General features: G+C 55.2%; 26 protein-coding genes. 8 read left to right on the plus strand and 18 right to left on the minus strand.

What is annotated here, in order from left to right:
- Positions 1-8 precede the first annotated feature (8 nt).
- Positions 9-1679: an NAD-dependent DNA ligase LigB gene (gene ligB, locus ACMGGU_RS21950; protein WP_420300918.1), complete on the plus strand. Its 1671-nt coding sequence runs from the start codon at positions 9-11 to the stop codon at positions 1677-1679.
- On the opposite strand, the gene ACMGGU_RS21955 is transcribed toward ligB, so the two are convergent.
- The 3 genes from ACMGGU_RS21955 to ACMGGU_RS21965 all read right to left on the minus strand — a co-directional run bounded on the left by ACMGGU_RS21955 (position 1676) and on the right by ACMGGU_RS21965 (position 5128).
- Entirely contained in the window at positions 1676-3328 is a 1653-nt protein-coding gene (locus ACMGGU_RS21955) for a phosphoethanolamine transferase (RefSeq protein ID WP_069720519.1), read from the minus strand. The genes ligB and ACMGGU_RS21955 overlap by 4 nt on opposite strands.
- A gap of 113 nt (positions 3329-3441) precedes the next feature.
- Positions 3442-4059, minus strand: a complete 618-nt coding sequence (locus ACMGGU_RS21960) for a trimeric intracellular cation channel family protein (RefSeq protein ID WP_045907917.1) — start codon at positions 4057-4059, stop codon at positions 3442-3444.
- 205 nt (positions 4060-4264) lie between these two features.
- Positions 4265-5128 (minus strand): YicC/YloC family endoribonuclease, encoded by an 864-nt coding sequence (locus ACMGGU_RS21965; RefSeq protein WP_008502687.1) that lies wholly within the window; start codon positions 5126-5128, stop codon positions 4265-4267.
- 125 nt (positions 5129-5253) lie between these two features.
- On the opposite strand from ACMGGU_RS21965, the gene rph reads away from it, so the two are divergent.
- Positions 5254-5970 (plus strand): ribonuclease PH, encoded by a 717-nt coding sequence (gene rph / locus ACMGGU_RS21970; protein ID WP_061096639.1) that lies wholly within the window; start codon positions 5254-5256, stop codon positions 5968-5970.
- A 66-nt stretch (positions 5971-6036) separates the two neighbouring features.
- Positions 6037-6678, plus strand: coding sequence for an orotate phosphoribosyltransferase (gene pyrE, locus ACMGGU_RS21975; RefSeq protein WP_420300919.1), 642 nt, complete (start codon positions 6037-6039; stop codon positions 6676-6678).
- Between the two features lie 82 nt (positions 6679-6760).
- Here the strand turns inward: pyrE and slmA are convergent, their stop codons facing one another.
- The 3 genes from slmA to coaBC all read right to left on the minus strand — a co-directional run bounded on the left by slmA (position 6761) and on the right by coaBC (position 9125).
- Positions 6761-7357, minus strand: a complete 597-nt coding sequence (gene slmA / locus ACMGGU_RS21980) for a nucleoid occlusion factor SlmA (RefSeq protein WP_008502690.1) — start codon at positions 7355-7357, stop codon at positions 6761-6763.
- A gap of 120 nt (positions 7358-7477) precedes the next feature.
- Complete coding sequence (gene dut / locus ACMGGU_RS21985) at positions 7478-7936, minus strand: dUTP diphosphatase (RefSeq protein ID WP_008502691.1); 459 nt, start codon at positions 7934-7936, stop codon at positions 7478-7480.
- Complete coding sequence (gene coaBC / locus ACMGGU_RS21990) at positions 7914-9125, minus strand: bifunctional phosphopantothenoylcysteine decarboxylase/phosphopantothenate--cysteine ligase CoaBC (RefSeq protein ID WP_111967689.1); 1212 nt, start codon at positions 9123-9125, stop codon at positions 7914-7916. Before coaBC ends, dut begins: the two co-directional genes overlap by 23 nt.
- Before the next feature lie 171 nt (positions 9126-9296).
- On the opposite strand from coaBC, the gene radC reads away from it, so the two are divergent.
- The 4 genes from radC (at position 9297) to mutM (ending at position 11492) form a co-directional block, all read left to right on the plus strand.
- Positions 9297-9965 (plus strand): RadC family protein, encoded by a 669-nt coding sequence (radC, locus tag ACMGGU_RS21995; RefSeq protein ID WP_032675724.1) that lies wholly within the window; start codon positions 9297-9299, stop codon positions 9963-9965.
- 218 nt (positions 9966-10183) lie between these two features.
- On the plus strand, positions 10184-10420 hold the full coding sequence (gene rpmB / locus ACMGGU_RS22000; protein ID WP_002436699.1) for a 50S ribosomal protein L28: 237 nt from the start codon (positions 10184-10186) through the stop codon (positions 10418-10420).
- Between the two features lie 22 nt (positions 10421-10442).
- Positions 10443-10610, plus strand: coding sequence for a 50S ribosomal protein L33 (rpmG, locus tag ACMGGU_RS22005; protein ID WP_003024094.1), 168 nt, complete (start codon positions 10443-10445; stop codon positions 10608-10610).
- A gap of 72 nt (positions 10611-10682) precedes the next feature.
- A complete protein-coding gene (gene mutM / locus ACMGGU_RS22010) occupies positions 10683-11492 on the plus strand; it encodes a bifunctional DNA-formamidopyrimidine glycosylase/DNA-(apurinic or apyrimidinic site) lyase (RefSeq protein ID WP_032675725.1) in 810 nt (269 codons plus the stop codon).
- Between the two features lie 2 nt (positions 11493-11494).
- Here the strand turns inward: mutM and coaD are convergent, their stop codons facing one another.
- The 7 genes from coaD to ACMGGU_RS22045 all read right to left on the minus strand — a co-directional run bounded on the left by coaD (position 11495) and on the right by ACMGGU_RS22045 (position 19309).
- Entirely contained in the window at positions 11495-11974 is a 480-nt protein-coding gene (coaD, locus tag ACMGGU_RS22015) for a pantetheine-phosphate adenylyltransferase (protein WP_024906627.1), read from the minus strand.
- Positions 11975-11977: 3 nt separating this feature from the next.
- Complete coding sequence (locus ACMGGU_RS22020) at positions 11978-12748, minus strand: glycosyltransferase family 2 protein (RefSeq protein ID WP_262752430.1); 771 nt, start codon at positions 12746-12748, stop codon at positions 11978-11980.
- Positions 12748-14022, minus strand: a complete 1275-nt coding sequence (waaA, locus tag ACMGGU_RS22025; protein ID WP_024906625.1) for a lipid IV(A) 3-deoxy-D-manno-octulosonic acid transferase — start codon at positions 14020-14022, stop codon at positions 12748-12750. The genes ACMGGU_RS22020 and waaA overlap by 1 nt, the downstream gene beginning before the upstream one ends.
- A 156-nt stretch (positions 14023-14178) precedes the next feature.
- Positions 14179-15813 (minus strand): sulfatase-like hydrolase/transferase, encoded by a 1635-nt coding sequence (locus tag ACMGGU_RS22030; protein ID WP_126534971.1) that lies wholly within the window; start codon positions 15811-15813, stop codon positions 14179-14181.
- Between the two features lie 18 nt (positions 15814-15831).
- On the minus strand, positions 15832-16803 hold the full coding sequence (locus ACMGGU_RS22035; RefSeq protein WP_045907912.1) for a hypothetical protein: 972 nt from the start codon (positions 16801-16803) through the stop codon (positions 15832-15834).
- A gap of 8 nt (positions 16804-16811) precedes the next feature.
- Positions 16812-17795, minus strand: coding sequence for a glycosyltransferase (locus tag ACMGGU_RS22040; protein WP_045907911.1), 984 nt, complete (start codon positions 17793-17795; stop codon positions 16812-16814).
- A 143-nt stretch (positions 17796-17938) separates the two neighbouring features.
- Entirely contained in the window at positions 17939-19309 is a 1371-nt protein-coding gene (locus tag ACMGGU_RS22045; RefSeq protein ID WP_069720513.1) for an O-antigen ligase family protein, read from the minus strand.
- Between the two features lie 230 nt (positions 19310-19539).
- On the opposite strand from ACMGGU_RS22045, the gene ACMGGU_RS22050 reads away from it, so the two are divergent.
- Positions 19540-20643 carry a glycosyltransferase family 4 protein gene (locus ACMGGU_RS22050; RefSeq protein WP_420300920.1) on the plus strand — a complete coding sequence of 368 codons (1104 nt, stop codon included), beginning with the start codon at positions 19540-19542 and terminating at the stop codon, positions 20641-20643.
- On the opposite strand, the gene ACMGGU_RS22055 is transcribed toward ACMGGU_RS22050, so the two are convergent.
- From ACMGGU_RS22055 to rfaD, 5 genes are read right to left on the minus strand one after another with little or no spacing between them, the layout of a single operon-like run.
- Entirely contained in the window at positions 20622-21731 is a 1110-nt protein-coding gene (locus tag ACMGGU_RS22055; RefSeq protein WP_069720511.1) for a glycosyltransferase family 4 protein, read from the minus strand. The two genes, ACMGGU_RS22050 and ACMGGU_RS22055, sit on opposite strands and share 22 nt — an antisense overlap.
- Entirely contained in the window at positions 21728-22837 is a 1110-nt protein-coding gene (gene rfaQ / locus ACMGGU_RS22060) for a putative lipopolysaccharide heptosyltransferase III (RefSeq protein ID WP_023618272.1), read from the minus strand. The genes ACMGGU_RS22055 and rfaQ overlap by 4 nt, the downstream gene beginning before the upstream one ends.
- Positions 22830-23816, minus strand: coding sequence for a lipopolysaccharide heptosyltransferase RfaC (gene rfaC / locus ACMGGU_RS22065; protein ID WP_420300921.1), 987 nt, complete (start codon positions 23814-23816; stop codon positions 22830-22832). Before rfaC ends, rfaQ begins: the two co-directional genes overlap by 8 nt.
- A gap of 3 nt (positions 23817-23819) precedes the next feature.
- A complete protein-coding gene (gene rfaF, locus ACMGGU_RS22070; protein ID WP_045907906.1) occupies positions 23820-24866 on the minus strand; it encodes an ADP-heptose--LPS heptosyltransferase RfaF in 1047 nt (348 codons plus the stop codon).
- Positions 24867-24868: 2 nt separating this feature from the next.
- Complete coding sequence (rfaD, locus tag ACMGGU_RS22075) at positions 24869-25801, minus strand: ADP-glyceromanno-heptose 6-epimerase (protein ID WP_008502707.1); 933 nt, start codon at positions 25799-25801, stop codon at positions 24869-24871.
- Between the last annotated feature and the right edge of the window lie 63 nt (positions 25802-25864).

A 25864-nucleotide genomic window follows, 5' to 3' on the forward strand; every position in this document is an offset into this window, starting at 1 on the left:
GGGTAGCGATGTGGCGATGGATAAGCGGGTTAATGCTGTTGTGGTGTGGCTATGGCGCGGCGGTATGTCCGGTCTGGTCGCAGGCAAAAGCAGAGAAAGAGATGGCGTCATTAAGCGCGCAAATCAAACGCTGGGATGACGCTTACTGGAAGCAGGGCGTGAGCGAAGTTAACGACGAGGTTTACGATCAGCTTAACGGGCGGTTAACGCAGTGGCAGCGCTGTTTTGGCACTGAATTCTCAGGAGAGAAACTTCCTCCGCTGACCGGGAGCGTCAAACATCCTGTTGCCCATACGGGCGTACACAAGGTGGCCAGCAAAGAGGAGCTGAAACAATGGATGCGTGCGCGGCAACATCTGTGGATGCAGCCCAAAGTTGACGGTGTGGCGGTAACGCTGGTCTACCGTGACGGAAAGTTAATCCAGGCCATCAGTCGCGGTGATGGCCTGAAAGGGGAGGACTGGACCGGGAAGGTACGTTTAATCCCGTCTGTTCCGCAAAAGCTCACCGGCAAGCTGGCGAACAGCGTCTTACAGGGCGAGCTTTTTTGGCTAAGCGACAGTCACATTCAGCGGCAGATGGGTGGGATGAACGCTCGCGCAAAGGTGGCAGGTGCGATGATGCGCCAAAAGGATAACGCGCTATTGAATAAGCTTGGCGTATTCATCTGGGCCTGGCCGGATGGGCCGAAAAATATGCAGACATCTTTAGCTGAACTGTCTCAGGCCGGTTTTACGCTGTCGGCACGGTATACGCTACCCGCCGAATCTGTTGACGCCGTCCAGAAACAACGCGCGGCCTGGCACGTAGCTGCATTACCCTTTGCCACGGATGGCATTGTGGTGCGGTCGGAGGATGCGCCTGCGGGGGAAGGCTGGTTGCCGGGCGAAGGCAACTGGGTGGTTGCGTGGAAATATATGCCAGCAGCCCAGGTGGCCGAGGTGAGTGATATTCATTTTTCCGTGGGGCGAACGGGCAAAATGTCCGTTGTAGCCGCGCTGGAACCCGTGCAACTGGATGATAAACAGGTGCAGCGGGTGAGTCTGGGCTCAGTTGAGCGCTGGCAGCGGCTGGATATTGCCCCGGGGGATCAGATCCAGGTCAGCCTGGCCGGGCAGGGTATTCCCCGGTTTGATAAGGTGGTCTGGCGCGGGACGGACAGACATAAACCTGAGCCTCCCGCCTCACGGTATCATGCGCTTAGCTGTTTCTATGCTTCGCCGGAATGTATGGAGCAGTTCTTTGCCCGACTGGCATGGCTCAGCTCAAAGCAGGTATTTGATATTGAAGGATTAGGTGAGTCAGGCTGGCGGACCCTCTGGCAGGCGCATCATTTTGAACATCTCTTTTCGTGGCTGTTATTAACGCAGGCGCAAATGCAGGCTACGCCTGGATTTTCCTCCGCGCGCGGGCTGGCGCTCTGGCATCGATTTAATCTGGTGCGCGAGAAGCCTTTTATCCGCTGGCTCATGGCACTGGGTGTTCCGCTGACACAGGCTTCGCTGAAGGCGATGGGGGACGTAACGTGGCAAACGTTGAGCGGACGTAACGCAAAAGACTGGCAGAGCCTGCCGGGAACGGGAGAGAAGAAGGCGCGACAAATTGTTGCATTCATCCATGACCCTGGCGTTGCCGGCCTGGCTTCCTGGCTAGGCAAGCAGGGTGTGCCCGGATTTTAGAGCGAGCTTGCTTTAGCTTTGCGCCAGGGGGTATGTCTGTCTGGCGAACTGAAGGTTTCGCGAAGCTGATCGTAGTCATAGATGTGGCGGCCGCCATCAATTACCGGGATAAGTGTAGGAGCCTGATAGCACGGTGCAAGCACCGAGCCGCATTGATCAACACCCGTTGTGATTCCAAGCCACGTTAACATCAACTCATAATTGCTTGCTGTGGGCCACGCTTCATGTACCCACCCCACCGCTCTTTTTTGGGCATTCAGGGCTTGCTGGCTATACCAGATAAACTGGGGGACCTGGTAAGCCTCTTTGCTTGGGTTGCGTGAGCCATGCATATAGATGGAATTCAGTTGTGGGTTTTTTTCCAGCCCATGGTCTGAAAAATAGAGCAGAGAGGATGCGCTGCCCTGCAGACGTTTAGCCACTTCGCCAATGAAGTAGTCGGTAAACAGAATCGCGTTATTGTAGCAATCTTCATATTTGTTGCCGGTATGCAGAATATTCGCTGATGCCGGATACCGATCGCAGGCCATCTCATGGCTGCCGTTGATATGCAGGAAAATTAACTTCTTGCCGGGGGCTTTAAGCGCCTCATCCAGGGCAGGTAAAAGCTCGGTGTCATAACGGGTATCAATCCACTGGGCTTTATGGCTGATAGAGGCAATGGCCACAATGTAGTTATTGCTCTTGCCTGTGTTACCCTGGGCGCTAATCCACTCGGTGTGATAGCCCGTTTTTTTAGCGACGCTAACGATATTGTCAGCAAGCTTATCGGTGGTGAAGTGGTCTGGATCAGCTTTGCTTAAAATCATCGGCACGGAAAGCACGGTGGCTGACGCGGGGGCAATAGCATTGCTAAAGATGAGGGCGTCCTTCGCCAGCCTGGATTCCACAGGCGTGGTATCCTGGTGAAAACCGTAGAGCTTCATATTGCTGCGACGTGCGGATTCACCCACGATAACAACATAGTTTTCGATGCCCGTATCATGATATTGCAATGCAGGATAATTGACGCTGTGCTGGCTAATTTTCTCGGCCAGCGCGTTATCGCGATGGGCAATAATGAACTCTGCACCGGTGTAAAAAGGCGTATTGGTTAAAATCCGCGAGCTGAGCGGATAATAAACTTCAAGATCGTGGCGTTTTTTTAGCCAGTTCGCCGTTGAATACCAGCCCAAATAAACGGCAAGCAGAACGAAGCCGACAGTTCTCACACGGGAAGAAACATGCTCGCTCGTCGATTTGATTGCGTACCAGGTGACAACAAAGTAAGCAACCGCGGCTGGTAAACAGTGCAGGTATAAACCTGACATGCTTTTCGCTTCGGCTACGTGAGTGCCGAGAATACTCATCGCAAATACGGTGTTAAATTCGCTCTGGTAGACACTCCATGTGCTGTAAGCAACCGCAAAATTTAACGTAAGCAGGGCGGTTAAAACAAATGCGACGATCTTACCGGGAAGCGTGCGATAGATCGCTGCGGCGCATACCAGTAAGAGCGCATTACAAATCGCAATGCGCACTGCGAATCGCGCGGGTTGTGTTAAAAATACTGGCCATAACTGAATCAGCACGGAAACGAGCAGCAAAATTAAAAAATGGCTGCTGAGTTTTTTATTAATAATCAGTGCTGACGTTTTGGCAAAGGACATTGTTTTAACGCAAGTTTATGGGGACAAAGTTGCGACATTTTATCGCGTTTGGCCCGGTTATATGGGATAACAAAAGGTGCTTTTTACTACTTTGTTGTGGTTTTGTTGAGAATTCAATGGGTGTCCTGCGTGTAATGAAAAACGGGCAATCCCAGTTTTAAGCGCAGCGCCAGCAAGCGAGCCGTAAAACCAAATAATAACGTGGCAATGACCACAACATCATGGCTCGAAACATAATGTTGTAAAGCAATATACAGAACGGCAGAGGCAAAGGATATTCCAGCGTAAAGCTCTTTCTGGAAAACCAGTGGAATGCGCTTACAGAACATATCGCGCAGTACGCCGCCAAATACACCTGTTACGACCGCGGCGATAGTGGCTATGACCGGGCTTTCGCCCATATCCAGCGCGATTTGCGCCCCGATAATGGAGAAAACCACCAGACCCAAAGCGTCAAGGACTAAAAAAAGACGGCGAAGATGGGGCATAACGGGCGCCACGATGGTGGTCAACACGGCGGCAATCGCGACAATAACAATGTATTCAGGGTTTTTTACCCAGCCGAGCGGATAATGTCCCAGCAGGATATCTCGTACCGAACCGCCGCCCAGCGCGGTCGCTGTAGCAATAATGATCACGCCGAAGGTGTCCATACGGCGACGTCCGGCGGCAAGTGCGCCGGTCATGGCTTCTGCGGTGATGCCAATGAGATAAAGAATGTGAAGCAGCATATACCCTCCGGTGTGAATGCGGGGAGGTTAGCGATTTGTGCGCAAGATCACGATTGAGTTTTTCTAAGGCGACGGGGTTTGCCCTATATATTTTTATCAAGTTAAGTTGAATGAGCTTGATGAGCGGCGGTGAAAAGCAAAATCAGGTGTTGGGATGGATTAGAAATAATAATGGGTGGCGCCGTCGACACCACCCGGAAAGGCATTACTCAATATTCTGGATCTGCTCGCGCATTTGCTCAATCAGCACTTTCAACTCAATCGCGGAGTTGGTGACTTCTGCATTGATAGACTTAGACGCCAGGGTGTTCGACTCACGGTTGAACTCCTGCATCATAAAGTCCAGACGGCGGCCCACCGCTTCCTTCTTCTTCAGAATGTTGTAGGTCTCTTTAACGTGCGCTTCCAGACGGTCCAGCTCTTCAGCGACATCGATACGTTGCGCCATCAGCACCAGCTCTTGTTCCAGACGGGTGTTTTCCAGCTGAACTTCTGCTTCTTCCAGTTTGGCGACAAGGCGCTCGCGCTGCCACTGCAGCACTTCCGGCATATGGGTGCGAACCTTAGCCACTTCAGCGCTGACGCCTTCAAGGCGCTGCTCGATCATTGCTTTCAGCGCCTGACCTTCGGTTTCGCGGGCAACGATAAAGTCATCCAGCGTGCCGTCGAGGGCGGCCAGAATTTCAGCGGCAATGGCGTCCAGATCCTGCTCACCGGCGGCCATGACGCCAGGCCAGCGCAGAATATCAACCGGGTTGATTTCGCCTTCGTCGCTCTGCATTTTGACCCAGTTCGCCGCATTGACGAGCTGTTTCGCCAGTTTTTCGTTGAGGATCAGCTCGCCCTGTGCGCTGGCATCAGGCTCAAAGCGCAGGTTACATTCCACTTTACCGCGCGTCAGGCGCGTACGGATACGCTCGCGTACAACAGGCTCAAGGCTGCGGAACTGCTCCGGCATACGGAAATACGTTTCCAGGTAACGCTGGTTTACCGAGCGCATTTCCCATGTGGCGCTACCCCAGCTACCCTTGATTTCACGCCGGGCGTAGGCGGTCATACTGCGGATCATAGACATTCCCGTTTTTAAAGGAGAGATGGGGGGATTATAGCTTTCGGGGGCTTCTCAGGATAGGAATAAGCGTCCTTTATCCGTATAATGCGCAGCCACATTCGTTTCAAGCCGGAGAATCCATCATGCGTCCATCAGGTCGTAGCGCCAATCAGGTGCGTCCCGTCATCCTGACCCGTAACTATACAAAACACGCTGAAGGCTCCGTGCTGGTTGAGTTTGGTGACACTAAAGTGCTGTGCACCGCCTCCATCGAAGAAGGCGTTCCGCGCTTCCTGAAAGGTCAGGGTCAGGGCTGGATCACCGCAGAATACGGCATGCTGCCGCGTGCGACCCATACCCGTAATGCCCGTGAAGCGGCAAAGGGTAAGCAGGGCGGTCGTACCATGGAAATTCAGCGTCTGATCGCGCGTGCGCTGCGCGCTGCCGTTGACCTGAAAACCCTCGGCGAATTCACGATTACCCTGGACTGCGATGTAATTCAGGCCGATGGTGGCACGCGTACGGCCTCTATTACCGGCGCCTGTGTAGCGCTGGCCGATGCCCTGAACAAGCTGGTTGCAGCCGGTAAGCTGAAAACCAACCCAATGAAAGGCATGGTTGCGGCGGTCTCCGTAGGCATCGTTAACGGTGAAGCGCTTTGCGATCTGGAATACGTTGAAGATTCCGCGGCAGAGACAGACATGAACGTGGTGATGACCGAAGACGGTCGCATCATTGAGGTGCAGGGCACGGCAGAAGGCGAGCCGTTCACTCACGAAGAACTTCTCTCCCTGCTGGCATTGGCCCGAGGGGGAATCGAATCCATTGTCACGACGCAGAAAGCGGCGTTAGAAAATTGATTTTAAAGGCGACCAATGAGTCGCCTTTTTTTTGCCTGTAAGACAGAAAACCAAAGGAGCAAATCCATGAAATCGTATCAGCGCCAGTTTATTGAGTTTGCGCTTAACAAGCAGGTACTTAAGTTTGGCGAATTTACGCTGAAATCCGGGCGTAAAAGTCCCTATTTCTTCAACGCCGGGCTGTTTAATACCGGGCGCGATCTGGCATTGTTAGGCCGTTTCTATGCCGAAGCGCTGGTAGATTCCGGGATTGATTTTGACCTGCTGTTTGGCCCGGCCTATAAAGGCATTCCGATTGCGACCACCACCGCGGTGGCGCTGGCGGAACACCATGACCGCGACGTGCCGTACTGCTTTAACCGCAAAGAGGCTAAAACCCACGGTGAAGGCGGGAATCTGGTCGGCAGCGCGCTGCAGGGCCGCGTCATGCTGGTCGACGACGTGATCACCGCAGGCACGGCGATCCGCGAATCAATGGAGATTATCCAGGCCAACGGTGCAACGCTGGCTGGCGTGTTGATTTCGCTGGATCGTCAGGAGCGTGGTCGTGGAGAAATCTCCGCCATTCAGGAAGTGGAGCGCGACTACAACTGCAAAGTGACGTCGATTATCACCCTGAAAGACCTGATTGCGTATCTGGAAGAGAAGCCTGAGATGGCGGACCATCTGGCAGCGGTAAAAGCGTATCGCGAAGCGTTTGGGGTTTAATTGCATTGCCCGGTGGCGCTACGCTTACCGGGCCTACCCGTTCGCAGGCCGGATAAGGCGAAGCCGCCATCCGGCGATGGCGTTACTGTAATTGTGCTGCGACTAACGGCCAGCGGGCGTCAAAATCGTCCGTTGGGCGGTATTTGAACTCGCTACGCACAAAGCGGGAGAGCATCCCTTCACAAAACGCCAGAATCTGGCTCGCCAGCAGCGTTTCATCAATGCTGTATCCTTCACCTTCACGCATTTTCTTCTCGCGCAGCACCTGGCGCAGCTGCGCTTCAATGCGTTCGAAAAGTTGGTTAATGCGGCCCTGCAGTCTGTCTTGTTCAAACATCAGCGCGTGGCCGGTCAGGATACGGGTTAAGCCCGGATTGCGTTCACCAAAACCCAGGATTAACAGCACAATCAGACGCAGACGCGCGGTGGTGTCTTTTTCGTCTTTCAGAATCAGGTTGATGCGTGTGATCAGGCTGTCTTCAATAAACTCGATCAGGCTGTCGAACATCCGGGTCTTGCTCGGAAAATGACGGTACAGCGCCGCCTCAGACACGCCTACGGAGGCGGCCAGTTTAGCGGTGGTGATGCGTTGACTACCATCGCTGGATTCAAGCATCAGAGCCAGAGATTGAAGTATTTCTTCGCGACGATTCCTTTTCGCGGTTTGTTTTTCTGCCATGTTACAAAATACCCCTGAAAATAAGCACTTGCCAGGCTGGCATCCACACAGCGACCGCAAACGGACGTTTGCGGTTTGTTATTGCATTATGACGCTGTGGGATACGTGTCTGTCGGGCAGTTATTTGCGCCCGGAATGGCCGAAGCCGCCTTCGCCACGGTCGGTGGCATCAAAATCTGCCACCAGGTTAAATTCTGCCTGCACCACCGGTACAAAGACCATCTGTGCGATACGCTCGCCCGGTTCAATGGTGAAGCTGTCCTGACCACGGTTCCAGACGGAGACCATCAGTTGGCCCTGGTAGTCGGAGTCGATCAGTCCCACCAGGTTACCCAGCACAACGCCGTGCTTATGACCCAGGCCAGAACGCGGCAAGATCACCGCCGCCAGCGACGGGTCAGCGATGTGAATCGCCAGGCCAGTCGGAACCAGGGTCGTGGCACCCGGAGCCAGTTCTACGGCGTCATCGAGACAGGCGCGCAGGTCAAGACCGGCAGAGCCGGAGGTGGCATAGGTTGGCAGCGGAAATTGCTCGCCAACACGCGGGTCCAGAATCTTAACGTCGATTTTTTTCATCATAACGGGTAACGATCTCGTCGAGTAAATGTTGGCCCAGGAGTTCCTTGCGCTCAAGCGGTAAGACTTTATCTCCATCCTGCCAGAAAAGGTGCAGTGCGTTGCTGTCGCTGTTAAATCCTTGTGTGGCCAGCGATACGTCGTTCGCGCAAATCAAATCGAGGTTTTTGCGGGTACGTTTTTGCCGGGCATATTCTTCCACATTATTCGTTTCTGCGGCAAACCCAACAACGTATGGACGGTGGCTTTTTAGTGCGGCGACACCGGCAACAATGTCCGGATTTTTCACCATTTTTATTGTTAATTCATCGCCTTGCTTTTTAATTTTAGCCTCGGCGATCGTCTCGGCGCGATAGTCTGCAACGGCCGCACAGCCGATAAAAATCTGCTGGTTTTGCGCATGTGCCTGCACGGCGGCTTCCATCTCCAGCGCGGTGGTAACGTCAATTCGCTTCACAAACGCAGGGGTAGGCAGAGAGACCGGGCCGCTCACCAGCGTGACGTTCGCGCCACGCTTCGCGGCGGCGGCGGCAATCGCAAAGCCCATTTTGCCGGAGCTATGGTTGGTGATGTAGCGCACCGGATCCAGCGGCTCGCGCGTGGGGCCCGCGGTAATCATGATGTTGAGATGTTGCAGATCGTTGACAGGCGAGAAGTGGGCTGCGGCCATATCAACAATCGTTAGCGGATCGAGCATGCGGCCCGGGCCAACATCGCCGCAGGCCTGGCTGCCGCTGTCCGGACCCCAGATAAGCAGGCCGCGTGAGGCCAGCGTCTCAAGATTGTGCTGAGTGGCGGCATTACGGTACATCTGCTGGTTCATGGCCGGAACGACGGCAACAGGGGCAGGCGTAGCCAGACAAATGGTGGAAACCAGATCGTTTGCCATACCGGCCGCCACCCGAGCGATTAAATCCGCAGTGGCGGGGGCGAGGATAACCAGATCTGCCCATTTCCCAAGCTCAATATGGCCCATCGCGGCTTCGGCAGCCGGATCGAGCAGGCTGTCAGATACCGGGTATCCTGAAACGGCCTGCAGGCTCAGAGGAGTGATAAAGGCTTTACCGCCTTCGGTTATCGCGACCCGCACATCTGCCCCGCGCTCGCGCAGACGACGCACCAGCTCCGGCGCTTTGTAGGCAGCAATACCGCCGCTCACGCCAAGAACGATTTTTTTACCGGCCAGGCTCATCATGATTCTTTCCTGTTGGGTTTCACCAGAGAGCGGGCATTTTATCACAATCCCCAAAACGGGGTGATTTTGTCCTTCGACCACTTTGCGAGACGCTACGCAAGAACGCAACGTGGCCGTCGAGCGCCGGATGGGCCTGTGGCAGCATGCGGTTAAAAAGGGAGAAAGAGCATGGAAGAAGAGGATGAGCAGCTGCTGCCGCGTGAAAAACTGCTGCGCTACGACGTCACCCTGTTAAAAGATGATGAACTGCTGGCGCTCTTTTTACGTACCGGAACACCCGGCAAAACGGTATTTACGCTGGCAAAAGAGCTGATAGCACGTTTCGGTTCGCTGTACGGTTTACTGACCGCTGAGCTGGCGCAGTTTAAGCATGTTGAGGGGATCGGCGTGGCGAAATATGCCCAGTTGAGAGCCATTGCTGAGCTTGCCCGCCGTTTTTACAATGTCCGCATGGAGAAGGACGATCCGATCCTGACGCCAGCGATGACGCGTGAATACCTGCAAAGCCAGTTAACCGATATCGAGCGCGAGATCTTTATGGTGATCTTTGTCGATAACCGAAACCGGGTACTGAAACATAGCTGCCTCTTTGCCGGTACGTTAAGCCACGTTGAGGTGCATCCGCGTGAAATTGTGCGGGAAGCGATAAAAGTGAATGCAGCGGGCGTGATCCTCGCGCATAATCACCCCTCTGGCTGTGCAGAACCGAGCAGAGCGGACAAAGAAATCACCGAGCGCATTATCAAATGCTGTCAATTCATGGACATTCGTGTGCTGGACCATCTGATAATTGGCCGCGGAGAGTACATTTCTTTTGCAGAACATGGCTGGATTTAGGCTATTTCTCGCGATCCATCGGGATCTTTGTCTGTTCGGGACTTGAGCACACCGCCGAGTCAGCGTATACTACGCCACCTTTGAGAATCTCGGGTTTGGCATTTGGGCCTGGCAATCGAGAGTTCACTTAGAACTATGCGATGACCGGGCTGTAAAGCCTGACGAGGCGCCGATACCCCATACGAAGCTCGAGCTAATTTGATTTTTGGAGAATAGACATGTCCCGAGTCTGCCAAGTTACTGGCAAGCGTCCGGTGACCGGTAACAACCGTTCCCACGCACTGAACGCGACTAAACGCCGTTTCCTGCCGAACCTGCACTCTCACCGTTTCTGGGTTGAGAGCGAGAAGCGTTTTGTCACCCTGCGCGTATCTGCTAAAGGTATGCGTGTAATCGATAAGAAAGGCATCGATACAGTTCTGTCCGAACTGCGTGCCCGTGGCGAAAAGTACTAAGTACTTAAAGAGGAAATAAATCATGGCTAAAGGTATTCGCGAGAAAATCAAGCTGGTTTCTTCTGCTGGTACAGGTCACTTCTACACCACCACGAAGAACAAACGTACTAAGCCGGAAAAACTGGAACTGAAAAAATTCGATCCAGTTGTACGCCAGCACGTACTGTACAAAGAAGCTAAAATCAAATAATTTTAGTCTCCTTGTATCGAAAAACCCCGCAACTGCGGGGTTTTTTGCATTCTGCATCTCAACGGAGGAACCATGCCTGAATTACCTGAGGTAGAAACCAGCCGTCGCGGCATTGAGCCCCATCTGGTCGGCGCGACGATTCTTCACGCGGTTGTCCGTAACGGTCGTCTGCGCTGGCCGGTGTCCGATGAGATCCACGCCCTGAGCGATCAACCCGTCCTTAGCGTGCAGCGTCGCGCGAAATACCTGCTGCTGGAACTGCCTGACGGCTGGATCATTATCCACCTGGGGATGTCCGGGAGCCTGCGCGTTCTTACCGAAGAACTGCCGGCGGAAAAGCACGACCACGTCGATCTGGTGATGAGTAACGGCAAAGTGCTCCGTTATACCGACCCACGGCGCTTTGGCGCGTGGCTGTGGACGAAAGAGCTGGAAGGGCATAACGTGCTCGCGCATCTGGGCCCGGAGCCGCTCTCAGACGCGTTTAACGCGGAATACCTGAAAGCGAAGTGCGCGAAAAAGAAAAGCCCGATTAAGCCGTGGCTGATGGATAACAAGCTGGTGGTCGGCGTGGGGAATATCTATGCCAGCGAATCGCTGTTTGCCGCCGGGATCCATCCCGATCGGCTGGCCTCTTCGCTGTCGGCGCAGGAGTGTGAGCTGCTGGTCCGCGTGATTAAAGCCGTATTGCTGCGCTCGATTGAACAGGGGGGAACAACGCTGAAGGACTTCCTGCAAAGTGACGGCAAGCCGGGCTATTTTGCCCAGGAGCTGCAGGTGTATGGCCGTAAAGGCGAACCGTGCAGAGTCTGCGGTACGCCCATTATTGCCACGAAGCACGCCCAGCGCGCCACGTTCTACTGCCGTCAGTGCCAGAAATAGGGCTACTTTAGCTTTTCCATCAACGCCTGGTGGACGTTAACCGGCAGGAAATGGGTAACGTCCCCGTGATGACGCGCCACCTCTTTTACCAGCGTGGACGAGATAAACGACCACTCTTTGGAGGGCATCAGGAACACGCTCTCCAGCTCCGGCATCAGGTGGCGGTTCATGTGCGCCAGTTGCATCTCATACTCGAAGTCTGCCACCGCGCGTAAGCCGCGGATCAGAATGTTCGCCTGCTGAGCGCGGGCGAAGTTAGCCATCAGGTCGCTAAACCCGACCACCTCAACATTCGGCAGGTGCGAAATGGCATCGGTGGCGAGCTGTACGCGCTCGTTGAGATCAAACATCGGCTTTTTGCTGGGGCTGGCGGCAATGGCCAGGATCACCTTGTCGAACATGCACGCCGCACGGGTGATGATATCAAGATGACCGTTGGTGATTGGATCGAAGGTACCCGGATAAATCGCTTTTGTGCTCATGGCTCACGTTTTCTCTGAGTAGCCGCGGCAGAGCGCCCACAGCTCGGTGTATTTGTTGAAAGTATACTGGGCATTCACTACCGCGAGTAACCAGCCCTGCTTGCCGTCCAGGACGCCACCACGCAGCAGGAGCGTTTTCAGGAACGCGCCCAGCGTGTGGGTGAAGATACCCGTCAGCGAGGCCTTCTTGCCGCGCTGGTGACGCTCCTGCGCCCATGCGGTGGCATAGTTGAGCTGTTTACGCTGAAAGCTTGCGAAATCACGGCAGGTCAGGTGCAGCAAATCGCCCGTCAGGGGGATGATCCGGGCGTTGTCGCAGGCCAGAGATTCATGCACCAGATTGTCGTTGTACTGATAGCGCTCGCGCTCGTAAAGGCGCGTCACGCGGTCTGGATACCAGCCGCTGTGGCGCATAAATCGGCCAAGGAAATAGTTGCGGCGGGCAATGCTGTATACAGCACCAGGCTGAGGCGAGGAAAGCACCGCCTGAATGGCCTGCTGAAGTTCTGGCGTAATACGTTCGTCAGTATCGAGCATCAGGACATAATCACCGGTGGCAAACCCCTGCGCGCGCTGGCGCTGGATGCCATAGCCTTGCCAGTCAACGTCGGTAAACACCTTTGCACCCGCTGCCCGGGCAACGTCCACCGTGCTGTCCGTACTTCCGGAGTCAAGAATGACTATCTCGTCAGCCCAGGCAACTGATGCCAGGCAGTCCGGAAGCAGGTCGGCGGCGTTTTTGGCGATCATCACGACCGACAGACGCGTTGACATTAGTGGCTCCGCTGGGGCAGGTAAGGTTGCAGAAGTTGCAGCAGACGGGTCAGGGCGCCCTGGTTCTGATGCAGCACTTCAACGGCATGACGCCCGTACCACAGGCGATAATCTTCATCAGTCAGAAGGGTCGATACCTCTTTGACTACCGAATCCGCATCGGTCACGGTAATTAAACCATCGGCCTGCTGTAATTTCGCGCAGATATCTTTGAAGTTAAACGTATGTGGCCCCATCAGCACCGGAATCGCGTGGGCGGCCGGCTCGAGCGGGTTATGACCGCCGCGCTCCACCAGGCTGCCGCCGACAAACGCGAGGTCAGCAATGCCGTACAGCAGCATCAGCTCGCCCATCGTATCGCCAATCACCACCTGGGTGCTGCCAGACGGGATCTCCCCGCTGCTGCGCAGCGTGAAGCTGAAACCGCCTTTCTGCACCATTTCACGGGCATCTTTAAAACGTTCCGGATGGCGGGGCACGAGGATCAGCAGTAAATCAGGGAAGCTTTCCAGCAGCTTACGGTGCGCCTGCAGGATAATCTCTTCTTCACCGTCATGGGTACTGGTTGCAATCCAGACCTGACGACGTGGCGCCCACTGGCGACGCAGCGTGATCGCGCGGGCGGCGAGTTCCGGGGTAACCGAAATATCAAATTTCAGGCTACCCGTCACTGCAAGCTGGTTGCGTTTGAGGCCCAGAGAGACAAAGCGTGCCGCATCTTCTTCATTCTGCGCGGCGATCAGCGTGATTTTGCTCAGCAAGCGGCGCATAAATTTACCCAGCTTGCCGTAACCTTTCGCCGATCGCTCTGACAGGCGCGCGTTGGCAATCACCAGCGGGATTTTACGGGCATGCAGGGCGGAAATCATGTTCGGCCACAGTTCGGTTTCCATCACAATCACCAGCTTCGGGCGAACGGTATTCAGGAAACGATTCATGGCGCAGGGCAGGTCGTAAGGGAGATAGACGTGATGAACGTCTTTGCCAAAAGCGGATAACGCGCGCTCCGAGCCGGTTGGCGTCATCGTCGTGACGGTGATCGGCAGCGACGGGTAGCGGTGACGCAGGGCGCGAACCAGCGGGATTGCCGCCAGCGTTTCACCGACAGAAACGGAATGCAGCAAAATACCGTCCGGCGCGACTTTATTGCGGCAGAAGCCATAGCGTTCAGCCCAGCGTTTACGATACGCAGGCGCTTTACGGCTACGAAGCAACAGTCTCAGCCACACCAGTGGCTGAATGATGTAGAGCAGAGCGGTATACAACAATTCCAAGCGATTATCCGTTTTTTTAGTTTCGGCGGGCAAATTCTAAGCATTTGAGCCGTCTAAAGCTATCTCTTTGGTGTTTTAAGACACCCATTTGCCTGCGTTACGCTCATTCGCCTGAAAAAAAACGGGCAATTTCTTGCCCGTTTCTTGTCTCACCGTTTAGCGCTCCGCTTCGGGGAGGGCGTTCAGATGGTAGGTTACGCGCTCCGAAAGGCCGCGAATGTCACCGCCAGTGATAAAGAAGCTGTCATCTTTTTGATTTGGATTACTGACGTCGTAGCCCAGCATCTTGTTGATGAGCGTTGCCACCTGATAATGGTTGAGCGGCATCTGCGGGCTGATCTCCTTCATGGCGTAAGCTGGATCGTTGCTGAAGTAGAGGAACGGTACCTGAGCAATTGGCATTTCTACAACCGAGTGGCCAAACAGACCGTTATCGCCCACGCGTTCCCCGTGATCGGAGGTGATAAACACCAGCACCGGCAGTTTGGATTTTGCCAGCGCGGTGCGAATCGCGGACGCGAGTTCTTTGTCATACAGGCGGACTGCATCGTCATACTCATTTTTCTTCTGCGCCACATCATCACTCAGACGCGGTGTAGAGAACTTCGCGAAGCCCTGCGGGATATTACGCTCGTACGGGATATGTGGAGCACGGCTGTTGAGCACCATCAGGAACGGTTTGTTCCAGTCCAGCGTTGCTTTCTCAACGGATGGCGTCAGAACAACGTCCGCGCCGACATCCGGTGCCGGGCGGATCTGAGTATCTTCCCATAGATCAATATCATGGATACCAATCCAGTTGCTCAGCCCTTCCAGCCCCTGGGCGGAGATAAAGGCGGTCTGATAACCCTGTTTCTTCGCGTTGGCGAAGATATTGGTGGATTTCGATTTATAGGCCCCGTAGTTATCCGGCTCGCGCAGATTATTCACCAGCATCGGGATGGCCACGCGGGTGGATACGGCGTTGGAGACAATCAGACGGCCCGTACCTTGATACTGCTGGAGCAGCGCTTTCAGCTCGGGCGTGGTATCGCGTTCGTAGCCCAGGGCGCTGACGTGGTGCGGGTTAAGGCTTTCACCTATCGCCAGAATAATCGAATATTTGCCCGCACGCGTATCCTTCACAGGTTTGACCTGGTAGGGATCGTAATGGGTCAGATTCTGGTTTTCTCCTGACATCGCTTCCGGGATCAGGCGTATGGCGCTGAAGCTCATCGCTGACAGGCCGTTACGCAGCAGGGAGTGCCGCAGGTCCGGGTTGAACTTGTACATCTGCCCGTCGACCGCTTTGTAGAACTGGCCGACAAACATCACGACGATGGCAAGCAGGCAAGGCAGCGCAATCCATTTGTGCCAAAGCGGCGCAAGACGACGCGCAAAGACCAGCGCAAACACGACCGCCACAATCATGATGGCGAAGTAGATGCCCAGTGAACCTAGGCTGTCGGTGATCCCACTGGCGATGTCTTTCGTTTCCACGAACGCCAGCCAGACTTCACTCGGGCCATAGAACTGACCGTAGAACTGGTAGTACACCGCTTCCGATATCTGAACGATAAACGTCACGGCCAGCAGCAGGCGAGTCAGGAAGAAACGCGCACTGGCCGCGGCAAGCAGGGAGATGATCAGATACAGCGAGATATCACCGGATTTCGGCTGGTAGACATGATCTTTCAGCAGAATGATGATTTCTGAGAGCGAGAACAGCAGCAAGAATGCCAGCGTCAACCCCAGGGTGCGCAACAGATTGCTGCGTGGGGTGAACGAAAAGTGTGTCGTTGTTTTGAACATGGAAGGGCTCTATTCCGATCAGAACTTTTTAGTCAGCGGGCGAATGGCTTTACCAAAACCAAAGCGCAGTGCGCGAACTACCGTAGGACGATTGTGCAATCCTTTACGCCAGATATCCTCAAACAGGGCGTACCAGCGTGCGGCGACCGCTTCGCGGGAATAGACCTGTAGGCGTTTTTCACCCTGTTCGCGCATCTGACGATACAGTTCAGGGGAATTTTTAAGACGCATGATGGCATCGAAGGCTTCATCAGGGTTTTTGGCGATGAGGTAGTCCAGCTCGCTTTCGCGGATCGCGCGATAAGACGGCTCGTCATCGCAGACCATCACCGTTTTCCCCAGCCAGTTGTTAATGAGCTTGCTGGCAGGCTTACGCGCCAGTTTATGATCGTGTGATTTGCGGAAGCTGATGCACACATCCACGTCCTGGTAGTTTGTCCAGTTATCGAACGAGATGCGTAGCTCGATACCTTGTTCGGCAAGGCGTTGCTTAAAGTTTCCTTCGCGGTATTGGTCCGGGAAACTGTCTACACGGCCGAAGAATGCGACGGTTTTGATTGTCTCGTCGGTGCGCTCACGCGGTTTTACGCCCGGCTGTGGCCAGTTAGGAATAAAGATACGCCCTGGGATGTTAGCAACTTCAGGGTTTTGTTCGACGACGTAATCCGCGCCGATAACCGGCGGACGATCGGCACGAGCAACAACGGTCACGCCGACCCAGGGTTTTACGCGGGAACCATAGTGATCGTTGTGCATCAGATTAATTGCATCCGGGCGGCATTCAGTGCCCCATGAACATTCAATCTGGCCGTTATAGTAATAGTTAAGGCTGAGCATCGTCTGAAATGTCCAGACGCCTCTTCCCCCACAGTAAAAACGATGCGGAATATCATCCGGATTGATTTTGTGATCAATCAGTTCCTGAAAATCGGCAAAATTCGTCGCGATAAACTCAGGGCGGGAAACAACATGCAGTTTAAGCTTGCTCATAACTCCACTCATTTGACGAGTTTTTTAAGACGGAAGTAGCGACGTCCCAGACGCCACCGTTGGCGGAAGCCGCGCGCATTTTGCCAAATCAGCGTCCAGATACCGCGATCGAAAAGCTCACGGGTGATCTCGCGTTTTTTGGCCATATCGTCAATGTTGTTAATGCTATGCAGGATCCCCAGACCCTCTTTGGCGATTTGCCAGCGGCAGGCGGGTACGCGTTTCACCTGTTCCGGATAGCGTTTGTTGATGGCGTCCAGCATCTCCAGAATCTTCATGTAATGGCGCGAAGAGCGCATGCGCGTGTCGTCCGTGCCTGGCGTATGGGAAACGGAAGCGGAATGGATCAGGTAATCGTAATAGACCTCATCAATATACTGCACGCGTCTGGCGGTGAGCAGCACTTCCGTAGTCCAGGGGATGTCCTGATGGCGCAGACCATGTTCAAAGCTGAAGCCCTGCTCTTTGATAAAGGCGTGTCGATAGATATTCAGCCATGTTACGTGCAGGAACTTGCGCGATTCGAGCGCCATCTGCAGCCAGGTCGGGCCGTCCAGCACGCCGGTTGACGCAAGTTTATCTGAAGGGAAAATCTTCTTCGACGGGCGTCCGTCATCATAAATGTAGGTACCGTTGCAGGTCGCGACGTCCAACTGCCCGGCGAGTGCAATCTCCAGCAGGCGCGGATACATACCCGGATAGATAACGTCATCAATATCCGGGAACGCGACGTACTCGCCCGTAGCCACGGCCAGACCGGTATTACGGGCCGCAGAGACACCCCCATTAGGCTGGTCGATGACGTTAAAATGACTGAATTCACTGGCGTAGCGGGCGATGATATCTGCGGAGCCGTCAGTTGAGCCGTCATTAACGATAACAAGTTCCAGGCTGGGCAGATTCTGTTTCTTTATGCTGTCAAAAAAAGCGCTCAGGAAATTCTCGCCATTATAGACGGCGACAACGAGGCTTAATTGAGGCGTTCCAGACATGCTTACTCCGTAATTTAACGCGGTGAGATGCGGCTAACGAGCGATACAGCAATGTGCAATGGCTTTTCGACAGCCGGCAGGCAAAAGAGTTCTGATGGGTAACGTTGCGCCGATGCCTGTTATCATCGGCGCAATATACGCGATCAGGAGGTTGTTTCTGTCCGTTTAGCGGGTCGTAACGCGCACATTCCCACAAGTAACCCGGTTAACAGCATATATTGTTCCAGGTAGTGATCTTTCAGATTATGGTCAACCATGGTTCGGGAGAAGAAACCAACCGTAAACAGCAGCAGGAACATGCCTGCCATCATATTGCCATGGCGGAACTCGCGCCAGCCGATGTACCAGCAGCCTGCCAGCAGAATCAGCCAGCCTGCAATGCCCACGACCCCGTTCTGGATACCAAACTCAATCAGGCCGTAGTGGCTGTGTGGAATATCAATGCGATTGTCCTGCGTGTCGCGACGCAGCACATAACGGAAGGCCTCTTTGCGAGGTCCCATTCCTGCAGGATGTTCACCCACCAGTTTCCAGCCCTGATGGAAGAAACTCGCGCGACAGCCGTTGGAGTGGTTCATTGGACGACCGAGATCGTTAGTCGGTACTGTTCCGTTGGTTTTGTTATAGCAAAAACTGGTGAAAGGCGCGTTCCAGCCGGTTACGGCATCATCTTCCAGACTTTGCCAGCGCGGATCGGTTTTCCAGGAGGCATAGCCCAGAAGCGCAGAAGCGATAGTAATGCCCAAAAGAATGCCGCCTGTGAGCAACACCCGGCTGCGACGCATGCTGTGCAGGCTGAGCAGAATGAAGGTGGAGAACAGGCTGCCAACCAGGCCGATCGTTCCCCAGCGGGTATCGACTAATGCCGTGCAGACAAGGTTACACAGCAGCATAAAGGCGAGGAACGGTGTCTTCAGGCGTAAGAAACGCTGATGAAGCAGGCCGCGTGCAAGCAGTTCAGCGAGCAGGAAACCGGTGATCATATTGACCTGGAAGCTCATGCGCGTGCGGTTATAAACAATCCGCGTTTCGCCCCAGTGGATCACGCCGTCTCGCCAGTAAAGCCAGACGGTATCAAGGAGGTGGATACAGACGACGCCCCAGAAAAAAAGGACGACGAGAGTAAAGAAACGGGCTGCCGATAAAGAGGGGAAGCGCTCCTGAATCACCGGTAATAACACCAGACCCGCACAGAAAAGTAATACCGGACGTAGCCACTGACCATCCCAGGTCGACACCATTTCTTTAATATCTGGCGCGACAAAAAAGCCGTTAATCAGGATAAAGAAGGTCAATGCCCAGAGCACAATAAGCACGAACTTAATTTTGTTTAAGTCCAGCGCTTTTCTCGCCACTGAGGAGCTAAAGAAAAGACCGAGCGCCACCACAATATTAGGATAAATCAGTCCATTACGATGAAAAGGTAGCTGATCGTTTGGGATTGGCCAGATAAAACATAAAGCCAGTACAGACAGCACTAAAAGACCTGTCAGGATGTTACGAGTATTTGTCATAATTTTGGTACTGGTAAAGGATCTCGGCGTTAATACCGGTTAGTTAACAATGCCATACGCAGATTCCACTGATTTTGAGTGGAATAAAAGCCTGAGAAAATTACCACATAAGCCATAACTACAGAAGGACAATGTTTGTAAGCAAGATTAATCCGCCTGTGCATTATCGTAATACCCACGTATATAATCGGCGGCCTGGACAGCGGTTTCAGCTAAACGACAGGAAATATATGCACATTGTTCACACTGAAGCAGACGGCGGCAAAGGCGGGCAGCCTCTGCGCATTATCAACGAATCGCTTGGGATGATTCAGCGTGGCCATCAGGTGACTCTCCTTTGTCCGGAAACTGCGCCGCTCCACGCGCTGGCACGCAGTGCCGGTCTGACGGTGGTCACGATGCCGTTGAAGCGTAAGAACCTTAAAAACCTGCAGCTGCTGCGTCGCTGGCTGAAGGATAACCGTCAGTCGATTGACGTCATCAATAGCCATAACTCTGCCGATACCTGGCTGGTGGCGCTGGCGAATCTGACGCTCTCCAACCCCGTACCACTGGTGAGAACCCGTCATGCGTCCGGCGTTCCGCGTAACAACTGGACGACACGCTGGCTGTTCCGCACCGCCTGCGCGCACATCGTGACTACCGGGGAGGCGCTGCGCCATCAGGTGGCAAATATTGGCGTGCCGATGTCTCAGAGTACGTCGGTGCCAAGCGGTGTCGATACGCAGCGTTTCCATCCGGGAGATAAGCACCAGGCCCGGGTTCATTGTGGTTTGTCGCAGGACGATTTCTGGCTGGGCGTGGTATCGCATTTGCGCCCGAACAAAGGCCATAGCGTACTGCTGCGCGCCCTGGCGAAAATCGACATTCCACACATCAAGCTGGCGATTGTGGGTGAGGGCCCGCACAAGGCGACGCTGGAACAGGAAATCGCCGCGCTGGGATTACAGCAGCGCGTGGTCATGGCGGGACATCAACCCGATCCGGAACGCTGGTTTCCGGCCTTTGATATTGCGCTGAGTCCTTCGCATGACATGGAAGGTGTGCCGCAGGGCGTACTGCAATCGTTAGCCACCCGTATTGCCACCATTGCGACGGATGCCGGTGGAACGGGGGATGCGGTGATTAACGGGCAGACGGGATTGTTGGTCGCCCAGCGCGACGAAAACGCACTGCGCGATGCCATAATGAAACTCTATGCCGACTCAGCCCTTCGCGAGACGCTCGCGCAACAGGGGTATGACTACCTGAGCACGCACTTTACCCGCGAATGTATGCTGGATGCGATGGAGAAGGTCTTCTCCGATGCCGCTCAGCTCAGCAAATCGCGATAAAGCGTTTGTAGCTCTCGGGCCATTCTGTCCAGGGTGAAAGGCTCCGCAGTCGCACGCGCGGCAGCGGCGTAATCGACACCCTGTTCACGGCCTTTTAGCCACAGCGAGATGGCCTGCTGGTAACCTTCGCTGTCCAGCGCATCGCGTACCCAGCCGTTTTGACCCTCGGTTATCCACTCCGCCGCGCCACAACCGTGGCTGGTGAGCAGTGGCAAACCACAGGCCAGGGCTTCCACGCAGACGTTCGGGAAGGGATCGTAGAGCGTCGGCAGGATAAGGGCATCAGCCGTGCCATACACTTCACGCACGTTGGCTACGGGACCCAGGAACTTCACTCGAGAGGAAATCCCCAGCGCCTGCGCCAGCTTTTCGAACTTCCGCGCATGTTTATCGCGGCCGGCAATCAGCAGCCAGACGTCAGGATGCGCCACAATAGCGCGCAGCGCGGTGGCGACGCCTTTGCGGCTGAAGCCTGACCCAACATACGCCAGTACCGGTGCGTTATGGGGAATACCCAGTGCATCACGCTGCGAAAGGGCGCGGACCTCAGGACTAAACTGAACGGTGTCTACGCCGTTGTAGATCACCGTCAGCTTGTCTTCCGACAGTCCGAAACGACGGGCGATATCATCGCGAACCATCTTCGAATTACAGATCACCTTGCGCAGCTGCGGATGGGTAAACATCTGCGCCTCGGCCTGCAGAATGTAGCGGTGATAACGGCTCAGAGACTGCGCCCAACGCGCCAGTGGCGACAGAATACGACCATATTGCTCAAGCCAGGTGGCGTGAACACCGTCGCCCGCCCGGAAGATGGTGGCGCCCGGTATGCGTTCGTGGCTTTGCACAATATCAAACTGCGTAAAATGCGCGGCGGCTTCGACGGCAAAACCGGATTCACGCGCGATGCGATTGCGAAACGGCGGATTGACCGTCAACGTTTTCCAGCCTGCGGCATCCTCCCACTGGCGAGCAATCAGCGTGACATCAAGGGAGGTATCCTGCGCCAGCACGTTCAGCGCACGTGAGACAAAACGCTCTGCGCCACCGTTGGGGTTGTAGGTCTGTCGAACAATGGCCAGCTTCATGCAGGGGTTTCCGTTTCCAGAAGCATCGTATCAATGGCGCTCAGCACCTGCTGTGGGGTAATGGCCGTAATGCAGTCTGAGACACCGCTGTCTCCGCAGCCCGCTTTGCCGCACGGCTGGCAGGTAAACCCGGCCACAATCACACGATAATTTACCCCCCACGGTGCCCATTTGATGGCGCCGGTAGGGCCAAAGATAGCAACGGTCGGCGTACCGACGGCGCTTGCAAGGTGCATCGGCATGGAGTCCACACCAAAGTACACCCGGGCGTGCTTCATCAGCGCACCCAGCTCTTTCAGGTTCAACTGACCGCTTAAATCAAAGACCGGCTGGGTGAGGGCTGCGCGCAGCTCATCCATGTAGGCCTTCTCTTCTTTTGACGGTGCGGCGGAGAGGACGATCGGCAGGCCGCGCGCCGCCAGGTTATCAATGGTCGCTGCCAGTTTTTTGATATCCCAGGCCTTAAACATCCAGCGCGAGGTCGGGTGAACCAGAATGTAGGATTTACTCGTGAGCCCAAACCCGGCCAGTTTTTCGGCCACAGAGGCTTCTGCCGCGTCACCAGGCACAAAAAGCGTATGCTTGTCTTCGTCGGACTGCGGATGAATACCGATTCGGCGCAGGGCATCCAGATTGACTTCCACCATATGGCGGCTGTTGTCCTGAATGGCCGGGTAGAGCGTGGTGAACGATTTCACCCAGCGACGACGTGCCAGGCCCCCGCGTTTATCCGGCTTAAAGCCGACGGAGACACGCGGTTTCAGGCGACGCGCCAGACGCGCGCCGTGCCAGTGTTCGGTCAGATTAATCAGCACGTCATACTGACGGCCTTTCAGGGTATTCAGCAGGGCGCGGTAGAGGCGGAATTGTTCAAACCAACCCTTCTTGCGCCAGTTGCGCCCAATAGTATGCACCTGGTCGATATGCGGATGGCTGGTCAGCATCGCCTGGGTATCGTCATAAACCAGCGCATCGACTTCCACGTTCGGCCAGTTCTTTTTCAGCACGGTAAACACCGGCGAGGTAAGCAGAACGTCACCGTGGTGACGCAGCTTAATAATCAGCACGCGCTTTGGCGGGCGCTCCGCTGAGAAAAAATCAGACATAGGCTCTCTCTGCTGCCAGCAAAGGCTCTAATTGCGCAAATACCGCAGCGGCGCTGAGATCGCTCAACTGCGATGAGTGTTCCGGGCGGCAGATATACTGATTTTTTCCATAACCGCCGATCAGGCCCGGGTCCGTTGGGCCGTAAAGCGTGATGTTAGGACGGTCCAGCGCCGCCGTCAGGTGGCTGAGGCCCGTATCCACAGAAACCACAGCCGTAGCGCCTGCCAGCGCCTGAGCGACGCCGTCAAGTTTCATGCGCGGCAGAACGTCCACGTAATCAAACCCTTCTGCCAGACGTTTGGCCCGTGCCTCTTCGTGCGGTGCGCCCCACGGGAGTTTGATACGCAGCCCCGCGCTTGCCAGCAGGCCGATCAGTTCGCGCCAGTGCGCTTCCGGCCAGTGCTTGTCATCGCGGGTTGTCGCGTGAAGGAAAATCAGATAAGGATCGCTTTCCTGCGGTGAGGTGTGCAGGAAATGCCGGGAAATCGCATAGTCGCCCTGGGTTTCCGGTTTCGCATAGCCCAGGCTTTTGGCAAACAGCTCGCGGGTACGTTCCACCGCGTGCTGTTGCTTTGCGATGTGGTGGCGGCGGTTATAAAACAGGCTCGCCAGCGGTTCGCGGGCGGTGTTCCAGTCCATGCCGTGCTTTACGCCGTGTGCCAGACGCGTTACCAGCGCGGCGCTTTTGACCAGCCCCTGCGCGTCAATGATGGCGTCGTAATGCTGTGACCGCACCGCCTCGCGGAAGGCTTTGCGTTCGGCTTTAATCGGCGCGGAGAACCACGCTTTGCGCCAGCGGCGAATCGCCACCGGGATCACGCGGTCAACCGCTTCATGCCAGGTGGGGATCTGCGCGAAGCCTTCTTCCACCACCCAGTCAAAACGAATGCTGGGGATGGCCCGCATGGCGTCCGTCAGCGACGGCAGCGTATGCAGAACATCACCCATCGAGGAGGTTTTAACGATCAATACCTGCATTCGTTATCCTTCTTCGCTCAACAGCAGTGCGTTGAGTTCTTCGAGAACGCGCGCTGGCGTAATGTCGATCAGGCTCTGATGATAGCCTTCTGCAGCATCGCCTTTGCGCACCTTGTGGTAGCCGGTGATCAGGCGGATGACGCGCGCTTTATGGGAAAGCGGAGGCGTGAAGTCCGGGCTGCTTGGGCCATACAGCGCGACCAGCGGGCGGTTGAGTGCAGCGGCGACGTGCATCAGGCCTGAATCGTTGGTGACCACGGCGTGACAGGCGGCAATCAGAATAACGGCCTGTTCAAGCTGCGTTTCTCCCGCCAGGTTGCGGCACCAGGCCTGCTGTTCATTACTGAGTGTGGCGAGAATTTCGTTGCCCGCCTCGTGGTCTTTTGCCGAACCGAACAGGACAATCTGGTAGCCTTCGTCGATCAGCTGTTTCGCCAGCTCCGCATAGTGGTAGTGCGGCCAGCGTTTTGCCGGACCGAACTCGGCGCCAGGGCAGAAGCCAATCATCGGACGTTCAGACGAAAGGCCAAACGCGCTGCAGGTCTGGGATTTTTCACCGTCGTTAACCTGAAGCTGGGGCCAGAGCAGCGGCTGCGGCAGGTCTTTCGCACTGCGCATCACGCCTTTGTCATAGGCCAGCGCCACGTAGCGCTCCACCATTAATGGCCAGGCCGCTTTATCCAGCACCCGCGCATCGTTCAGCAGACCGTAGCGCATTTCGCCGCGCCAGCCGGTGCGATGCGGGATGCCCGCAAAGAAGGGCACCAGCGCGGATTTAAAGGAGTTGGGCAGGACATACGCACGATCGTACCGCTTTTCGCGCAGGCTATGGCCGAGCTTGCGGCGCTCGCCAATCTCCAGCGCCCCGTGGCCGAGCGGCATCGGGATCGCTTCATTCACTTCCGGCATACGCGATAACAGCGGACGGCACCACGCGGGTGCCATCACGTCGATTATCGCCTGGGGATAACGCGCCTTGAGCGTGCGATAGAGACTTTGCGACATCATCATGTCGCCCACCCATGACGGGCCGATCACCAGAATTCTCATACTTACGCGTCGCGGTTCAGCCAGGCCATATATTCCGTTACGCCTTCGGCAACGGTCTTGAACGGCTTGTCATAACCTGCGGCGCGCAGGTTAGTCAGATCGGCCTGCGTGAACGCCTGGTAACGGCCTTTCAGCTTATCAGGGAACGGAATGTACTCGATGCTGCCTTTTTTATGGTACGCCAGCGTGGCGTCAGCCACCGCCTGGAAGGACTCTGCGCGGCCGGTACCGAGGTTGAAGATGCCTGAAACGCCGTTTTCCCAGAACCACAGGTTTACGGCCGCCACGTCACCCACGTAGACGAAGTCACGCTTAAAGCCGTCGCTGCCTTCGAACAGTTTTGGACTTTCACCGTTATTCAGTTGGGTGTTCAGGTGGAACGCTACGCTCGCCATGCTGCCTTTGTGGCCTTCGCGCGGTCCGTAGACGTTGAAGTAGCGGAAACCGACGATCTGCGAGTTCGCTTCTGGCAGTACCTGACGTACGTATTCGTCGAACAGGAACTTGGAGTAACCGTAGACGTTCAGCGGCTGCTCATATTCGCGGGACTCGATGAAGTCCGAGGTGCGCCCGCCGTAGGTGGCAGCAGAAGAGGCATACAGGAACGGAATTTCACGCTCCAGGCAGTAATGCAGGATCTCTTTGGAGTACTGATAGTTATTGTCCATCATGTACTTGCCGTCCCACTCGGTAGTGGACGAGCAGGCACCTTCGTGGAAGATGGCTTCGATCTCGCCGAACTCTTCACCTGCCATAATCTGGATAAGGAAGTCTTCTTTATCCATGTAGTCAGCGATGTTCAGATCCACCAGGTTAACGAACTTGGTGCCGTCTTTCAGGTTGTCAACCACCAGGATGTCGGTGATGCCTTTGTCATTGAGAGCCTTAACAATATTGCTGCCGATAAAGCCTGCGCCGCCGGTAACGATGATCATAACTGTAACCTTTGAAGTGTGGAGCCCGGGGACAATCCCGGACGCTAATGTTTCTATCATATC

Origin of the sequence: Enterobacter sp. BNK-8 (assembly GCF_048685095.1) — a bacterium.
In the GTDB taxonomy this organism is placed as follows: domain Bacteria; phylum Pseudomonadota; class Gammaproteobacteria; order Enterobacterales; family Enterobacteriaceae; genus Enterobacter; species Enterobacter quasiroggenkampii.

Bases quoted from the DNA above. Each gene is read 5' to 3' on its own strand.
- ligB (WP_420300918.1), top strand. From the start codon at position 9: ATGTGGCGATGGATAAGCGGGTTAATGCTGTTGTGGTGTGGCTATGGC.
- ACMGGU_RS21955 (WP_069720519.1), bottom strand. From the start codon at position 3,328: ATGTCCTTTGCCAAAACGTCAGCACTGATTATTAATAAAAAACTCAGC.
- ACMGGU_RS21960 (WP_045907917.1), bottom strand. From the start codon at position 4,059: ATGCTGCTTCACATTCTTTATCTCATTGGCATCACCGCAGAAGCCATG.
- ACMGGU_RS21965 (WP_008502687.1), bottom strand. From the start codon at position 5,128: ATGATCCGCAGTATGACCGCCTACGCCCGGCGTGAAATCAAGGGTAGC.
- rph (WP_061096639.1), top strand. From the start codon at position 5,254: ATGCGTCCATCAGGTCGTAGCGCCAATCAGGTGCGTCCCGTCATCCTG.
- pyrE (WP_420300919.1), top strand. From the start codon at position 6,037: ATGAAATCGTATCAGCGCCAGTTTATTGAGTTTGCGCTTAACAAGCAG.
- slmA (WP_008502690.1), bottom strand. From the start codon at position 7,357: ATGGCAGAAAAACAAACCGCGAAAAGGAATCGTCGCGAAGAAATACTT.
- dut (WP_008502691.1), bottom strand. From the start codon at position 7,936: ATGATGAAAAAAATCGACGTTAAGATTCTGGACCCGCGTGTTGGCGAG.
- coaBC (WP_111967689.1), bottom strand. From the start codon at position 9,125: ATGAGCCTGGCCGGTAAAAAAATCGTTCTTGGCGTGAGCGGCGGTATT.
- radC (WP_032675724.1), top strand. From the start codon at position 9,297: ATGGAAGAAGAGGATGAGCAGCTGCTGCCGCGTGAAAAACTGCTGCGC.
- rpmB (WP_002436699.1), top strand. From the start codon at position 10,184: ATGTCCCGAGTCTGCCAAGTTACTGGCAAGCGTCCGGTGACCGGTAAC.
- rpmG (WP_003024094.1), top strand. From the start codon at position 10,443: ATGGCTAAAGGTATTCGCGAGAAAATCAAGCTGGTTTCTTCTGCTGGT.
- mutM (WP_032675725.1), top strand. From the start codon at position 10,683: ATGCCTGAATTACCTGAGGTAGAAACCAGCCGTCGCGGCATTGAGCCC.
- coaD (WP_024906627.1), bottom strand. From the start codon at position 11,974: ATGAGCACAAAAGCGATTTATCCGGGTACCTTCGATCCAATCACCAAC.
- ACMGGU_RS22020 (WP_262752430.1), bottom strand. From the start codon at position 12,748: ATGTCAACGCGTCTGTCGGTCGTGATGATCGCCAAAAACGCCGCCGAC.
- ACMGGU_RS22030 (WP_126534971.1), bottom strand. From the start codon at position 15,813: ATGTTCAAAACAACGACACACTTTTCGTTCACCCCACGCAGCAATCTG.
- ACMGGU_RS22035 (WP_045907912.1), bottom strand. From the start codon at position 16,803: ATGAGCAAGCTTAAACTGCATGTTGTTTCCCGCCCTGAGTTTATCGCG.
- ACMGGU_RS22040 (WP_045907911.1), bottom strand. From the start codon at position 17,795: ATGTCTGGAACGCCTCAATTAAGCCTCGTTGTCGCCGTCTATAATGGC.
- ACMGGU_RS22045 (WP_069720513.1), bottom strand. From the start codon at position 19,309: ATGACAAATACTCGTAACATCCTGACAGGTCTTTTAGTGCTGTCTGTA.
- ACMGGU_RS22050 (WP_420300920.1), top strand. From the start codon at position 19,540: ATGCACATTGTTCACACTGAAGCAGACGGCGGCAAAGGCGGGCAGCCT.
- ACMGGU_RS22055 (WP_069720511.1), bottom strand. From the start codon at position 21,731: ATGAAGCTGGCCATTGTTCGACAGACCTACAACCCCAACGGTGGCGCA.
- rfaQ (WP_023618272.1), bottom strand. From the start codon at position 22,837: ATGTCTGATTTTTTCTCAGCGGAGCGCCCGCCAAAGCGCGTGCTGATT.
- rfaC (WP_420300921.1), bottom strand. From the start codon at position 23,816: ATGCAGGTATTGATCGTTAAAACCTCCTCGATGGGTGATGTTCTGCAT.
- rfaF (WP_045907906.1), bottom strand. From the start codon at position 24,866: ATGAGAATTCTGGTGATCGGCCCGTCATGGGTGGGCGACATGATGATG.
- rfaD (WP_008502707.1), bottom strand. From the start codon at position 25,801: ATGATCATCGTTACCGGCGGCGCAGGCTTTATCGGCAGCAATATTGTT.